Raw genomic sequence first — 14,155 nt, 5'->3', positions numbered from 1 at the left:
GATGAAGTCATCCCTTATTCTCCCTCCTCATATAAAAAACATCTGACAGACCGGCCGTCCGGACGCGTTTTCAAGTCTGGCTGCGCCCCCCAGCATTTGTCGACCGCGCTCGGACACCTTGGAGCGAACCGGCAGCCGGCAGGAAGGTTGTCAGGCGTCGGCACATTTCCTTTAATGGCTGTTAATTTTTCAATGGAGCCTTCAATGACAGGGATGGAGTTTAACAGTCCTTTTGTATAGGGATGCAGGGGTTCGTCGAATAGCTCGTCTACTGTGGCATTTTCAACAACTTGTCCGCAATACATGACGATCACGCGGTCCGCAATTTCGGACACAACGCCGAGATCGTGGGTAATGAGAAGTATGGAGGTATCGAATTTGTCGCATAGGTCTTTCATCAGTTCCAGCACTTGGGCTTGAATGGTGACGTCAAGCGCTGTCGTCGGTTCATCCGCGATCAGCAGCTTCGGATTGCAGCTTAAGGCAATGGCGATCATGACCCTCTGCCTCATGCCGCCCGACAGGCGGTGCGGATACTCTTTCATCAGCTCGCCGGCTCTTGAAAATCCGACAAGCTTTAATAATTCTACCGCTTTTTTGGCGGCTTCTTTTTTCGATAGCTTTTTATGATAGATCAGCACTTCTGTGATTTGTTCGCCGATCGTCAAAACCGGATTGAGCGAGGTCATCGGTTCCTGAAAAATCATGGAGATTTCATTTCCGCGGATCTTGCATAAATCTTGTTCTTTGTATGTAACGAGATCCTGTCCTTCGAGCTTGATAGAGCCGCTCATGATCTTTCCGCCCGAGCCCTCGACCAGTCCCATGATTGACAAAGAGGTAATGCTTTTACCGGATCCCGATTCACCGACCAGCGCAACGGTTTCCCCTTTTTTAATTGAAAAATCGACGCCGTCCACTGCAGGTATCGGCTGTTTTTTCCTAAAAAAATAAGTTTTTAAATCATTGACTTCCAGCAATGCGCTCATCCAGATTCCCCTTCCATAGACCAGAAGTTAAATATCACAAAAAACTAATATATTACTTTTTTAGAATTTTCTTAATATGACTGAATTATCTTAAAATTTTATAGTTGTATATTATTACATAATCATTACAAAAGCAAGGAGTTTTTTGATTTTTTGTAATAATATTAATTTAATCCCATAATTTTAGTATTTTAAAGCGATAGCTTTATAAAGTCTTCTGACGGAAAGGCTAAAACATCGGCAACCTTCAATTTTCGAGCCGATAAATATTTTTTCACAATACTGTAACCGACAGCATATCCGAGCATGTCAGGGTAATGTCCTTTTCCAAATAAAATATTGGAGAATAGCCGGCCATCGTGTCGGCGCAGGTCGAAATGAGGCTTTACGAACCGGTCCTGGAAATGACGAAGCTGCTTTTCGGAGTAATATGACGTCCATGCGGCTGTTTCGGCTTCTCCCAGCCGTTCGAAAACGGCATATTCTGCAAGGCCTTCGAGAATGATTGTATCAAGCAGCGTCATCTTTTTTTCTTCTTTCGGCATATTTTCTAACCGGCAAACGTGATTATATTCGTGTGTCATGATCGCAGAAATTGAAGACCGGGGAAGATCGGCCGATAAAAACAAAAATAATTTGTCGCTGAACGCGAGGCCTGATTTCGAGCCGAATTCGACGCGGATTTTGCGGTTTCTTTCATCGACCGGCAGGATGAAAATCGGAACATCCGGCCCGTTCCATCTTTTGCAGAGCAGCTGTTCTTCCCGTCTGACATGCTGAAATACGCCGTTTTCCTTAAGCTGCTTCATCGTACGTTCGCCGTCCGTCCACGAACGGAACAAGCCGTGGATCTGCAGGTGGCTGACAATCGCCGCCGCATCCGCTTTTGAAGCGCCTTTAAAATACGGCAGGAGAAAGCTTGGCAATTCCCGCACGGATGAAGCCTGTTCAAGCCATTCATACGTGCTTGCTATACTCATTTTAGATCACACTCCTTTTTCATCTGTATGGTATGCACGCTAAAAAAAACGGCCACCATTTAAAATGGCAGCCGTTTATATTGCGGGTTATTCATATTTTTTGAAGATCAGCGTTGCGTTGTGTCCGCCGAAACCAAGCGAGTTGCTGAGCACAACATTCACGTCCTGGCGGCGGGCTTGATCCGGTACATAGTCCAGATCGCAATCTTCATCAGGCGTTTCGATATTGATTGTCGGAGGAATGATGCCTTCCTTAATGGCAAGGACGGAGAAAATCGCTTCGATGCCTCCGGCAGCCCCGAGCAAGTGCCCTGTCATCGATTTTGTCGAGCTGACGGCAAGCTTGTAGGCATGCTCTCCGAACACTTCTTTAATGGCGATCGTTTCAAATTTATCATTGTACGGCGTGCTTGTTCCATGAGCATTGATATAATCAATGTCCACAGGGGACAGACCCGCATCTTTGATCGCTTCTTTCATGGCTCTGACGCCGCCTTCTCCATTTGGCGCAGGTGCCGTAATATGATAGGCGTCTCCCGTTGATCCGTAGCCGACCACTTCCGCGTAGATTGTCGCTCCGCGGTTTAAGGCGTGCTCAAGCTCCTCAAGAACGACGATTCCAGCTCCTTCTCCCATGACGAAGCCGTCGCGGTTTTTGTCAAACGGACGGCTTGCCGTTTTCGGATCCGGATTAGTGGATAGCGCTTTATTGGCTGAAAAGCCGGCAAATGACATTCTTGTAAGCGGGGCTTCCGTTCCTCCGGAGATCATGACATCGGCATCGCCGCGCTGAATGACCTTGAAAGCGTCGCCGATTGAGTTTGTACCCGTCGCGCAAGCCGTCACCGTACAAGAGTTGACCCCTTTTGCACCGAGAGAGATCGAAATCTGGCCGGTCGCCATATCAGGAATCATCATCGGTACAAAGAACGGGCTGACGCGCCGCGGTCCTTTTGTTAAAAATGTTTCGAACTGCTGTTCAAGCGTTTCAAGGCCGCCGATTCCGGAACCGACCCAGACGCCGATCCGGTCTGCGTTGCTTTCGTTAATGTCGAGGCCCGCGTCTTCCACGGCCATTTTCGCCGACACAACGGCATATTGTGTGAAGCGGTCCATTTTTCTCGCTTCTTTTTTATCCATATAATCTTCTATCTTAAAATCTTTCAGTTCTGCGGCTACTTTAGCAGGATACTCGTCCGCGTTCACCCTTGTTATCGGGCCGACTCCGGAAACCCCGTTGATCGCGTTGTTCCAGCTTGTTTTGACGTCATTACCAAGAGGTGATAAAGCTCCTAATCCGGTAATGACTACTCTTTTACTATTCATAAGTTGCACCTCACCTTTCTTTTAGCGGCCCCAGCGCATGGCGATGGCTCCCCATGTCAAACCTCCGCCGAAGCCGACCATCACAATGACGTCACCGTCTTTTATTTTACCAGCTTCAAGCTCTTCCACAAGAGAAATCGGAATAGAAGCAGCTGATGTGTTTCCGTATTTATGAACCGTTTTCGACATTTTTTCGACCGGAAGCTCCAAACGTTCGCGCGCCGCTTCCATGATCCGGATGTTGGCTTGGTGCGGCACCAAAAAGTCGACATCCTCTTTGGATAATCCCGCTTTTTCAATAACATTTACACTGGATTCACCCATTTGGCGGACGGCAAACTTGAACACTTCTCTGCCATTCATGATTGTATGATCTTTTTCATCCAAGTACAAGTGTTTTCCGCCTCTGCCGTCTGCACCTAGTTCAAAGGACAGAATCCCTTTATCGTCGCTGACAGGGCCGACAACCGCGGCGCCCGCACCGTCTCCGAACAGAACGGCGGTATTGCGGTCATCCCAGTCCGTAATGCCTGAAAGCTTTTCAACTCCGATGACAAGCACATGCTTATATGTGCCGGCTTCGATAAACTGTTTTCCAGTGACTAAGCCGTACATAAAACCGGCGCACGCTGCGCTGATATCCATTGCACAGGCATTGAATGCACCGAGCTTTTCTTGAATCATGCAGGACACTGTCGGGAATGCCTGATCAGGAGTAACGGTGGCGACGAGAATCATATCAAGATCTTCCGGCTCGATGTTTGCATCTTCCATCGCTCTTCTTGCGGCGGCCACAGCCATATCGGACGTTTTCTCATCTTCGGCTGCGATTCTTCTTTCTTCTATGCCTGTTCTTGTACGAATCCACTCGTCAGAAGTTTCAACCATTTTTTCCAAGTCGAAATTGGTCAGCACCTTTTCAGGGATGTACCGGCCGATTCCAATAATTCCAGCTTTCATAGGAAAGACTCCTTTATTCATGATTTTTTCCAACTAATGTTATGAGTAATTATTAGTATCTGGTACTAATCCTACCCTATTTTTTTTTAGTTGGCAATATATTCGTCTAATCTAGCAGACCAAAACCTTCATATAGTAGTGATATATATGAAAAAGGAGGGAATGAAGAGTGGCGAACGACGATTTTTTCACAAAAATGATGTTTGGCTCAAATGCACCCGCCAGGCATGAAGAGACGGAGACGGATGCGGAAGCGGAAACCGCCGAAGACGCTGAAGTATCCCAAGAAGCCGATTATATGCACGTGTTGAATCAGGTTGGAGAAATTATGGATTCGCTCGATGAGCTGAAGCCTGTGTTTAAAGAAATCGGCTCAATGGTCAGCGCTTTGAAAAATAAGATTTCCATATAAAAAAGCCACTTCTTCTGAAAAGTGGCTTTTTAAGCGTTTGCGGGCGTTTAAGTCAGGCGTCTGAACCGGCTTCCGCTTTACCGAGCTCGTAAGCCTCGGCCATCACTTTCGTAAACAAGTTCATGAATGGCTCAAGCATTTCCGGGGAAAGTTCGATTCCCGCTTTCTCCATCTCTGCTTTCGCTTCCGGAACGTACTTCATGGCAATTTGCAAAAATTCCATTGATTTTTCGTGCATCTTGATCACCTCAATGTTCGTTTGGCAGTTTGTTTGTTTTTTTGTATTCGTCAATCAGCCGATTCATCTTTTCTTGAAATGACTGATCGACAACAGGGCTGAATTCTCCCATTTCGATGACGCCGTCTTGAATGTCAAATGAGCGCTTGCCGCCTTTAAGCGTTCCTTTATTAAACTCGTCGGCGGTGAGTTCATAAGCGTCATCTACATGCTGTATAGTGCTTGTCAAAACGACATTCTCACCCAATTCCGACTGGTCGCTTACATAGCCGATAGCGTACAGCCCGTCCTTTTTGATTTGTTCAATGACAGGGACATTATACCCGTCTCCGGCCGGATACACAACATCCGCGCCTGCCTTCTTCATTTTTTCATACAGTTTGACGGCATTTTCGCTGTCGTCCCACTGGCCGACATATTCTGTCATCACCTCAATGTCCGGATCGAGGTATTTAGCCCCTTCGGAAAATCCTTCTACTTCAGGCTGCCATTTATACGTTGCGAGCACGCCGATTTTCTTTGTTTTTGACTGATGGGCCGCCGTCATTCCGCCGAAGAACCCCATCGCTTCTCCTTCAAGCGATATGCTTGTCACATTTTGGTGGTCGGCTTTCGAGTTCATTAAAACAAAATGAATATCAGGATAATCTTTGCATATCTCATTAAAGGCTTTTTCATATTCGCTTCCGTGCCCGTAGATGAGGTTGACGCCTTTTTTGTGAAAATCTTCTACAGCCATTTTAATGGCAGCGTCATTATCGATTCCCTCTTTATAATAGACGTCGACATTGTAGACGGATTGTATTCTTAATAATCCTTTATATCCTTTGGTTCCCCATACTTGGTCATTTATCGTATCAGGGACAAGCAAACCGACTTTTTCAATTTTCCCTTTCAGCGGCGATTGTCCGCAGCCGCTTAGCGCCAGGAGAATGAAAAAAATCGCGACAAGCCTGTACACCATGCCATGTTCAACTCCCTTTCGAAAAACAGCAATTCAAATCTATCTTTATTGTATCCTTTCAAGTGTAAATTAGGAAGATCTTTCTTATTTTTTGTCGAAAAATGTAGACATTTGTCTGATCCATTCTTCAATGATCTCATCGGCTTTATCGTATGGCGTCTTCTGTACAAACTGCAAATCTGAAAAATCTTTTTCAACAGCACAGGCAGCGGCTTGTGCGGCCGCGTCGTTCACAAAAAGCGCTCCGTCCCTGTTTTGTTTATCCTCTGCCCTGACGTCCCACGGACCGAACAGATCCGGAAGCACGATCAGTTCAACACCCTTTTCCTCCATGCCGGCGCGTAAATCCTCTTCCAATTGTTCCTGGTAGACAAACAGAATAACAGGCTTGTTTTCAACGCCTGCAGCCAGCGCTTCTTCCGGCACTGAGCCTGTGTATTGGATGAAGACTTGTTCGTACGGGGCTTCAAGCTCTTTTTCGATGAGACGGAAATGCTCGTTTCTTCCCAGCCACATCAGCCGCTCTTCGAGGTACATCAGCTTTTTTTCGTCGCTTGTCTGTTCCAGCTTTACATCTATGTCAACACCCTCTTCAAGTAGATGTTCACAAAATGAAAGGCCGAAGAACTCATCTGCTCCATATACAAGTGCCGGCTTCATTCGATGGACCACCTTTCGTTTCAGCTTTTTTAACCAAGCAAAAAACAGCCCTTTTCATCATTTTCGGGCTGCTATTATTCTATTCTCTATAAGACTTTTTCATGCGTTTTGAAAAAGTTCGCGATTGCTGAATGAATGCGCTGAGGATGTTCGGACAGGTGCAGGGTAAGCCCCACGCTGTGACGGCCTTTAAGCTGGCGCTCCTCAAACGTTTTGGCATGGATCATATACGGATACGGTGACCCGTTCAGTCTTTGCCAAATATGAACGGGTACGAGATTGTGATAAGGGGATATGCTTTTGAACGGATAATCGGCTGCCTCCCGCTCCGTAATTCCGTAGCTTTCGGCAATTTCTTTAATAAACTGTTTGTAGAAAAACTTGTTTTCTTTTTCTCGTTTATGATGAGCCTGAAGATCGAGGCAAGGATTAACCATCGCTGTAGAACGTATTTGGTTCGGGATTGAGCGAAGGAGCTCATCTGCAATGAGGGCCCCTGTGCCTTCCGCCAATAGATGAATTTTTTCATTTAATATCTCTTGTTTGAACACGTAATGAATCAGCTGTTTCGCGTATGCAACCGCTTTTTCGGAGCCCCAGTGCCTGCCGAATAAATTGCTGTTTACCAGGGTATAGCCTTTGTTTCTCAGGCTCGTTAGAAGCTGATTTCGTCCGTAATGCTGAAGCCAGAAGCTCGAATCTTCCCCGACAAAATGGTTCCGGTCGCCGAAAATGAACACCAGAAAACCGTTCGGCTTGTACGGAAGATGAACCACGTTCCATTCTGAATCCATTTGAAAAAAACGTTCGGTTATTTTCATCACTTGCCCGCCTCCTTCCTGCCGTAATCTGCTCATTATTTTATGTCGTACGTGCAGCAAACGAATAAGGAAAAGTCCCAGTCTTCATGATGAAAAGTAAACTTTAATGAAATACCCTTTCTGATATTTCTGAAAGCAGAGTTGAAAGCCCTGTCTTGTTCACTAAAATGTCTTTTCCAGCCGGCTATGTATATGGTATGATAAGTTTTAGAATTGAATGAGAAGGACGAGGTGGGAAACGTGCGATTTGTGGTCGCTTTTTTCTGGACATTTCTTTTGACGCAGATGGCCTGCTACATTGTCGGCGCCATGAACGGTGCTGGGTATGACCTTCAAACCAGTGTCATTATGGGCTTTATCATCACCGCAGCCGTTATTGTTCTTGGAGAAATTATGCCTGTTAAACAGGATGCAAGTCAACATTAAAACCCCGGCTTCTAAAAGTGGGGTTTTTTGCTTTAGACAGACAGCCGGCAGAAAACCGACGGCTGTTTTTTTAAGGCTTTCTTTTATATGTCCAGAGCCGGTTATGATTGGAGGTTTCAGGGAAGAACTCGCCGGCGCTCAATTTGATTTGCTGAGGGTTCTGAACCATGCTTCCCGTTTCGCCGATTTCCACATACACTCCATTATTGGGCGCTTTTTGGCCCGGCCGGAATTGACGCTGCTGTCCCATTTGCTTCACTCCCTTTTACCATTAGATTGCCCCAATTTCTCAAAAAACATGTCGATTTTATCTTTACATCTGTTTGCTTTGTGTAGTTTAATGAGAAAAGCGTTCTGAAAATTGAAACGAACCGCCTGTACATTCCGTCTGTTAAAAGGGCATCACAACTTGTGGGAAACGGAGGAGTATCATGGATTTTTTAGTGTTGATCAAGTATATCCTTTTAGGGTTGCTTCAGGGATTCACAGAGCCGATCCCTGTTTCGTCAAGCGGCCATTTGGTGCTGGCACAGCACTTTTTGGGCTTGAATATTGAAGGCTTCAGTTTTGAGCTTTTGATGAATGCCGGTTCTTTAATTGCCGTACTGCTCGTTTATAAAAACGATATTTTCAGGCTGGCGGTAAACGGGCTGTCTTATGTCACAACAAAAAATGAAAAAGGAAAAGCGGACTTCAGGTTTATCATCTATCTGATCATCGCCACGATTCCTGCCGGTGTCATCGGCGTTTTATTTGATGATGAGATTTCGGCTTTCTTTAAAGACGGCGTCCGGATCACCGCGGTTACTTTGCTTATTACGGGTCTGGCATTGTTTCTTATTCGAAATTTGCGCGGCCGGAAAAGCGACGGCGAAATCAGGCTGAGAGACGCCGTGATCATCGGCTTTTCGCAAATGGTTGCACTTGTTCCCGGCATCAGCCGTTCGGGAGCGACGATCGTTCCTGCGATGGCGCTCGGCCTCAAATCTGAAACCGCGCTCAGGTTTTCATTTTTGCTTTACATACCGGTCAGCCTTGGCGGAACCATTTTAAGCATTACCGATATTTTTCATGATCCGCGTTTAGGAGAGCTTTTTCTTCCTTATTTATTCGCGTTCATCGCATCTGTTATAGCTACATACTTCTCATTGCGCTGGTTCATGAATATTATGGCGAAAGGAAACTTGGTTTATTTCTCGATTTACTGCTTTGTCATCGGCATCGCCGTTTTGATATTCGCCTAAAAACAGCTGATCAATGGATCAGCTGTTTTTCATTTAAGATAACAGTGCTTTTAATAAAGCTTTTTGGACGTGCAGGCGGTTTTCAGCCTGCTGAAATACCGCTGAATTCGGACCGTCAATGATCTCTGCGGTGACCTCTTCCTCCCGGTGGGCAGGAAGGCAGTGCAGAAAGATGTAATCAGGCTTGGCATGGGAGACAAGCGTTCCGTTGACTTGGTAAGGAGCAAAAATCTTCATCCGTTCTTCGGCTTCCTCCTCCTGTCCCATGCTTGTAAAAACATCAGAATAGATGACATCCGCTTGTTGAACGGCTGACACGGGATCATTTGTGATCGTGACGGCCGCACCGGATTCTTCGGCGAATGTCTCGGCCAGTTTCACCACGTCCTGATTCGGCTCATACCCTTTGGGTGAAGCCACCGTAATGTCGCATCCCACTTTCGCGCAGCCGATTAACAGCGAATGCGCGACATTGTTTCCGTCGCCAACATAAACGGCTTTCAGCCCTTTTAATGTTCCTTTCATCTCTTGAATCGTTAATAGGTCACTAAGCGCTTGACACGGATGAAAAAGATCGGTCAATCCGTTGATCACGGGAATCTCGGCGTGCTTGGCAAGCTCTTCGACTTTTTCGTGTTCGAATGTGCGGATCATAATCGCGTCCACATATCGCGAAAGCACTTTCGCGGTATCTGCGATCGTTTCCCCTCTGCCCAGCTGCATGTCTTTACTGCTTAAAAACAGGGCGTTTCCGCCGAGCTGCGCCATTCCGGCTTCAAACGATACGCGCGTTCTCGTCGACGATTTTTCAAAGATCATCGCCAATGTTTTTCCTTTAAAGATGTCTTGAATTTTATTTCGCTTCATTGCCGCTGCCTCTTTCAGCAAATAGACGATCTCCTCTTTTGAAAAGTCTTTCAGGCTTAAGAAATCCTTGCCTGACAGATTGATCTCCCGGGTCGCCCCGATGTTTACAGTAGACATGTCTCCACTTCCTTTTTATATAAATCTTTAAGCGACACGGCTTTAGTCGTTCCATGCCCGCTCGTCAAAAATGCCCGCACCGTCTCTTCTTCCGTCATCACCGCCACGCCGTGAGTGACGGCTTCTATCCTCTGCTTTCTCGCCTCTTTTGACTCGGCTAAATGGATGTGCAGCGCTTTGTCCTTCCGTTTGATCCAGCCCGGAAAATCGTCCGACTGTACGGTGAAGCCCGCCTGTTCTGCGAGAGAACGGAGCTCGCCGGCTCCTTCCATGTAAATGCAGCCTTTCGTTTGCCAGATTCCTGCAAAGATTTTCTTCAGGGCGCTTTCCGGATTGAAGCCGACATACATGCCTTCACCGGTCGATTTCATTTCCGGCCCAAGCTTCAAATCGACATCTTGAATGGCGTGCGATGAAAAGACCGGAAACTTCACGGCAACGCCGCGTGAATTTTTGGCGGCGGGCTTCAGTTCTTTGAGTGACGAACCGGCTAACAGTTTCGCCGCAAGCGGGATCATCGGAACTCCCATCACCTTGCTGACAACCGGAACCGTCCGGCTCGCCCTCGGATTGACTTCAAGGATGAGCAGCTCATCCGAATCCGCTATAAATTGAATGTTCATAATGCCTTTAAATCCGAGCTTGCGGACGATTTTTGCGGCAGCATCCCGAGCGGCGCTTTTCATCTCCGGAGTAACCGAAGGCCCCGGCAAAATCGCGTAGCTGTCACCTGAATGCACGCCCGCTTTTTCAATATGCTCGATATAAGTCGGGATGTAGAGATCGCCGCCATCGCTGACAAGGTCGATTTCAAACTCTTTTCCTGATACGTATTGATCGATCAGAATCGGGTAAGGCATTTGCGATGCCCCGCCCAGCAGCTCTCTGAGCTCCGCTTCTGAGTGAACGATCATCATGCCCATTCCGCCGATCACGTATGACGGCCTGATCAACACAGGATAGCCGATTTCGTTCGCTTTTTTCACCGCTTCCGCTTTTGATGAAGCCGTTTCTCCTTTGGCATGGGAGATGCCGAGCTCGTCAAGCAGCTGATAAAATTGATCGCGGTCTTCAAGTATGTCAAGGGTTTCCGATGATGTCCCAAGCAGGGTGATGCCCGCTTTTTCAATCGCTTGCGCTACATTGATGGCGGATTGGCCGCCGAATTGCACAATCGCAAAGTCGATGTCTTCCGCTTCAGCGACATTGAGAATATGCTCGGGTGTAATCGGTTCAAAGTACAGGCGGTCCGCCATTTCATAATCCGTGCTGACGGTTTCCGGATTGTTGTTCAGCATGATCGTTTCAAATCCGAGGCTTTTCAGCGTCATGACGCCGTGCACGGCGCTGTAGTCAAACTCGACCCCCTGGCCGATCCGAATCGGGCCGGAACCGATGATCAAGGCCCGCTTTTTCGTTTTTTGAGAGATGTCTCCGTCGCTTTTCCCGAAGTACGTTGAGTAAAAATAGTTTGTCTTCGCATCAAATTCAGCCGCGCATGTATCGACGATTTTAAAGGATGCGGCAATGCCCATTTTCTTGCGAAGCGCGCGCACTTCTTCTTCTGTCTTTCCGGTGAGGGAAGCGATCGTAAAGTCGGTAAATCCCTTTTCTTTCACCTTTTTCAAAAGGCTGACGGACAACGAGTCTCCCTGCTCCATCAGCGTGTTTTCCAGCTGAATGATGTTAGAAAACACATGAAGGAAATAATCATCGATTTTCGTTTTCTCGTGTATTTCGCTGATGGAAGTCCCCCTGCTCAGCAGTTCCATAACCGCAAAGAAACGGCGGTCATCAGGGGTCTCAAGCAGCTTCCACAGCACTTCAGAAGATACGCCGCCAAGTTCGGGCAAATGTGTTCCTGATGTTTTCAGCTCAAGGGAGGCGACCGCTTTTTGCAGGGCCGCTTCAAGATTGCGGTCAATCGCCATGACTTCCCCTGTCGCTTTCATTTTCGTGCCGAGCTTGCGGTCGGCTTGTTTGAATTTGTCGAACGGCCAGCGCGGAAATTTGACGACGACATAGTCAAGCGCAGGCTCGAAGCTTGCATAGGTCGAATCTGTGAGCGGATTTTTCAGCTCGGCAAGCGTGTAGCCGACAGCCAGTTTTGCCGCCATTTTTGCGATCGGATAGCCGGTTGCTTTTGAGGCGAGGGCTGATGAACGGCTTACTCTCGGATTGACCTCGATGACATAATAGTTTTTGCTCTCCGGGTCCAAGGCGAATTGAATGTTGCAGCCGCCGACGACATCGAGCGCGGAAATGATTTTTAAGCTGGCAGAACGCAGCATTTGATAATCCGCATCCGTTAATGTCTGCGACGGGGCGACAACGATCGAATCTCCCGTATGGACGCCGACAGGATCGATGTTTTCCATATTGCAGACGGTGATGCATGTATTGTTACTGTCCCGCATGACTTCGTATTCGATTTCTTTAAAACCGGCAATGCTTTTTTCGACAAGGCATTGATGGATCGGACTTGCGAGGAGGGCGCTTTCGATTAAAGGCAGAAACTCCTCTTTTGTCGCCGCGATGCCGCCTCCTTTTCCGCCCAGTGTATAGGCCGGCCGCACGATAATCGGAAAACCGATTGAGAGCGCAAAACGAAGCGCATCATCCTGATTGTCAACGATTTCTGAATCCGGCACAGGTTCATTCAGCTCTTTCATCAAGGCGCGGAACTTTTCTCTGTCTTCACCCTTTTCGATCGTATCGACAGATGTTCCAAGCAGCTTCACCCCGTACGCTTTCAGAATGCCGGCCTTTTCAAGCTCGACAGCCAAATTCAGCGCTGTCTGTCCGCCCAGATTGGCGAGCAGTCCATCCGGTTTTTCGCGCTTGATGATTTGTGTGAGGCTTTCCACTGTCAACGGCTCAAAATAGATTTCATCTGCAAAAGATTCATCGGTCATGATTGTCGCCGGGTTGCTGTTGACGAGAATCACCCGGTAGCCTTCGCTTTTCAGCGCCATGCAGCCTTGGGTTCCTGAGTAGTCGAATTCAGCGGCCTGCCCGATGATAATCGGCCCCGATCCGATAACGAGAATGCTTTTGATGGTTTGGTCTTTAGGCATGGGCGATCTCTCTCCTTGCTTCGTTCAATTTCTGCAAATATTCTCCGAATATCCATTCGCTTTCAGCCGGTCCCGGATGGGCTTCCGGATGAAACTGAACGGATAGGACAGGCAGTGTTTTATGCATCAGCCCTTCTACTGAACCGTCGTTGACATGATGAAACCTGACGGAAAATTCATTTTCGCTGATGGTGTCCCGATCGACGACATAGCTGTGATTTTGGCTTGTCATGAACACGCGTCCGGTCTCTTTGTCCATGACCGGATGATTGGCTCCCCTGTGGCCGAACGGAAGCTTATACGTGTCGCTTCCGAATGCGAGCGCGATCAGCTGGTGCCCGAGGCAGATGCCGAGCGTCGGATAGGAAGAAATGATACCCCGGAGTGCATCCATATATGGAAGGATCGCTTTCGGATCGCCCGGCCCGTTTGAAAGGACGATTCCGTCCGGATTCAGCTTCGCAATGCCGTCCATCTCTTGATAGGGAACGACCGTCACTTTGCAGCCCCGGTTTGCTAGCGATGAAGCGATCGACTTTTTATAGCCGAAATCGATCAGCGCAATATGCGTATTGCCTTCCCCAAAAGCGCCGTTTTCGTTTTGTCCGGAAACCTGTGCCGCATAGTTTTCCAGCTGGCGCGGAGCCGGGATGTCGTCCTTTTGTTTCGTCAGCCTCGCATTCAGCGTCCCTTTTGCCCTGATATGCTGAACAACCGCTCTTGTGTCCACGTGCGACAAAAGCGGAACATCCCACTTCGCCAAGTATTCCCGAAGGCTTTCTGTCGCCTGATGGTGGGAAAATCTGTCGCACGCTTCATAGACGACGACCCCTCTCACCTGAGGCTGTTTGCTTTCAGCATCGCTTCCATTAATTCCATAGTTGCCAATCAGCGGATACGTAAAGACAATAATCTGGCCTTTATATGAAGGATCTGTCAAAACCTCCTGATAACCGGTCATGCCCGTAAAAAAGACGACTTCACCGGTGCAGCCGTCAAGACCGTCCAGTTCTCCGCTGAAGGATGTACCATCTTCAAGAACTAAATATCCTTCCATCTTATGCCCACCTTTGA

The 14,155-nt window shown here is 47.7% G+C and carries 15 protein-coding genes; 3 read left to right on the top strand and 12 right to left on the bottom strand.

Going from position 1 to position 14,155, the window contains the following annotated elements; genetic code table 11:
- Positions 1–14 precede the first annotated feature (14 nt).
- From TRNA_RS27595 to TRNA_RS27580, 4 genes are all read right to left on the bottom strand, one after another.
- The gene (locus tag TRNA_RS27595) at positions 15–989 is read right to left on the bottom strand and encodes an ABC transporter ATP-binding protein (protein ID WP_009328843.1); all 975 of its coding nucleotides are present in this window, start codon (positions 987–989) and stop codon (positions 15–17) included.
- A gap of 191 nt (positions 990–1,180) precedes the next feature.
- Positions 1,181–1,969 carry a DUF2268 domain-containing protein gene (locus TRNA_RS27590; protein WP_009328844.1) on the bottom strand — a complete coding sequence of 263 codons (789 nt, stop codon included), beginning with the start codon at positions 1,967–1,969 and terminating at the stop codon, positions 1,181–1,183.
- Positions 1,970–2,056: 87 nt separating this feature from the next.
- Positions 2,057–3,295, bottom strand: coding sequence for a beta-ketoacyl-ACP synthase II (gene fabF, locus TRNA_RS27585; protein ID WP_009328845.1), 1,239 nt, complete (start codon positions 3,293–3,295; stop codon positions 2,057–2,059).
- 21 nt (positions 3,296–3,316) lie between these two features.
- A complete protein-coding gene (locus tag TRNA_RS27580) occupies positions 3,317–4,255 on the bottom strand; it encodes a beta-ketoacyl-ACP synthase III (RefSeq protein WP_011197763.1) in 939 nt (312 codons plus the stop codon).
- Between the two features lie 169 nt (positions 4,256–4,424).
- On the opposite strand from TRNA_RS27580, the gene TRNA_RS27575 reads away from it, so the two are divergent.
- Positions 4,425–4,667, top strand: coding sequence for a hypothetical protein (locus TRNA_RS27575; RefSeq protein WP_011197762.1), 243 nt, complete (start codon positions 4,425–4,427; stop codon positions 4,665–4,667).
- Between the two features lie 52 nt (positions 4,668–4,719).
- Here TRNA_RS27575 and TRNA_RS27570 read toward each other — a convergent pair whose 3' ends face one another.
- From TRNA_RS27570 to TRNA_RS27555, 4 genes are all read right to left on the bottom strand, one after another.
- The gene (locus TRNA_RS27570) at positions 4,720–4,905 is read right to left on the bottom strand and encodes a ComZ family protein (RefSeq protein WP_011197761.1); all 186 of its coding nucleotides are present in this window, start codon (positions 4,903–4,905) and stop codon (positions 4,720–4,722) included.
- A gap of 10 nt (positions 4,906–4,915) precedes the next feature.
- Positions 4,916–5,869: a BMP family ABC transporter substrate-binding protein gene (locus tag TRNA_RS27565; protein ID WP_011197760.1), complete on the bottom strand. Its 954-nt coding sequence runs from the start codon at positions 5,867–5,869 to the stop codon at positions 4,916–4,918.
- A gap of 84 nt (positions 5,870–5,953) precedes the next feature.
- Entirely contained in the window at positions 5,954–6,529 is a 576-nt protein-coding gene (locus tag TRNA_RS27560; protein WP_011197759.1) for a hypothetical protein, read from the bottom strand.
- Between the two features lie 86 nt (positions 6,530–6,615).
- A complete protein-coding gene (locus TRNA_RS27555) occupies positions 6,616–7,350 on the bottom strand; it encodes a hypothetical protein (RefSeq protein WP_011197758.1) in 735 nt (244 codons plus the stop codon).
- A gap of 231 nt (positions 7,351–7,581) precedes the next feature.
- Between TRNA_RS27555 and TRNA_RS27550 the strand changes: the two genes are divergently transcribed.
- Entirely contained in the window at positions 7,582–7,776 is a 195-nt protein-coding gene (locus TRNA_RS27550) for a YjzD family protein (protein WP_009328851.1), read from the top strand.
- Between the two features lie 70 nt (positions 7,777–7,846).
- On the opposite strand, the gene TRNA_RS27545 is transcribed toward TRNA_RS27550, so the two are convergent.
- The gene (locus tag TRNA_RS27545) at positions 7,847–8,026 is read right to left on the bottom strand and encodes a YjzC family protein (protein WP_003180573.1); all 180 of its coding nucleotides are present in this window, start codon (positions 8,024–8,026) and stop codon (positions 7,847–7,849) included.
- 181 nt (positions 8,027–8,207) lie between these two features.
- Here TRNA_RS27545 and TRNA_RS27540 point away from each other — a divergent pair, with 181 nt between their 5' ends.
- Positions 8,208–9,020: an undecaprenyl-diphosphate phosphatase gene (locus TRNA_RS27540; RefSeq protein ID WP_003180571.1), complete on the top strand. Its 813-nt coding sequence runs from the start codon at positions 8,208–8,210 to the stop codon at positions 9,018–9,020.
- Positions 9,021–9,053: 33 nt separating this feature from the next.
- Here TRNA_RS27540 and argF read toward each other — a convergent pair whose 3' ends face one another.
- The 3 genes from argF to TRNA_RS27525 are packed head-to-tail and all read right to left on the bottom strand — an operon-like array spanning position 9,054 to position 14,138.
- Positions 9,054–10,004 (bottom strand): ornithine carbamoyltransferase, encoded by a 951-nt coding sequence (gene argF / locus TRNA_RS27535; RefSeq protein ID WP_009328852.1) that lies wholly within the window; start codon positions 10,002–10,004, stop codon positions 9,054–9,056.
- The gene (locus TRNA_RS27530; RefSeq protein ID WP_009328853.1) at positions 9,992–13,081 is read right to left on the bottom strand and encodes a carbamoyl phosphate synthase large subunit; all 3,090 of its coding nucleotides are present in this window, start codon (positions 13,079–13,081) and stop codon (positions 9,992–9,994) included. The genes argF and TRNA_RS27530 overlap by 13 nt, the downstream gene beginning before the upstream one ends.
- Positions 13,074–14,138 carry a carbamoyl phosphate synthase small subunit gene (locus tag TRNA_RS27525; protein ID WP_003180564.1) on the bottom strand — a complete coding sequence of 355 codons (1,065 nt, stop codon included), beginning with the start codon at positions 14,136–14,138 and terminating at the stop codon, positions 13,074–13,076. The genes TRNA_RS27530 and TRNA_RS27525 overlap by 8 nt, the downstream gene beginning before the upstream one ends.
- Positions 14,139–14,155 lie beyond the last annotated feature (17 nt).

The organism is Bacillus licheniformis DSM 13 = ATCC 14580 (assembly GCF_000011645.1).
GTDB lineage: Bacteria > Bacillota > Bacilli > Bacillales > Bacillaceae > Bacillus > Bacillus licheniformis.
This window is presented reverse-complemented; position numbering and strand designations above follow the sequence as displayed.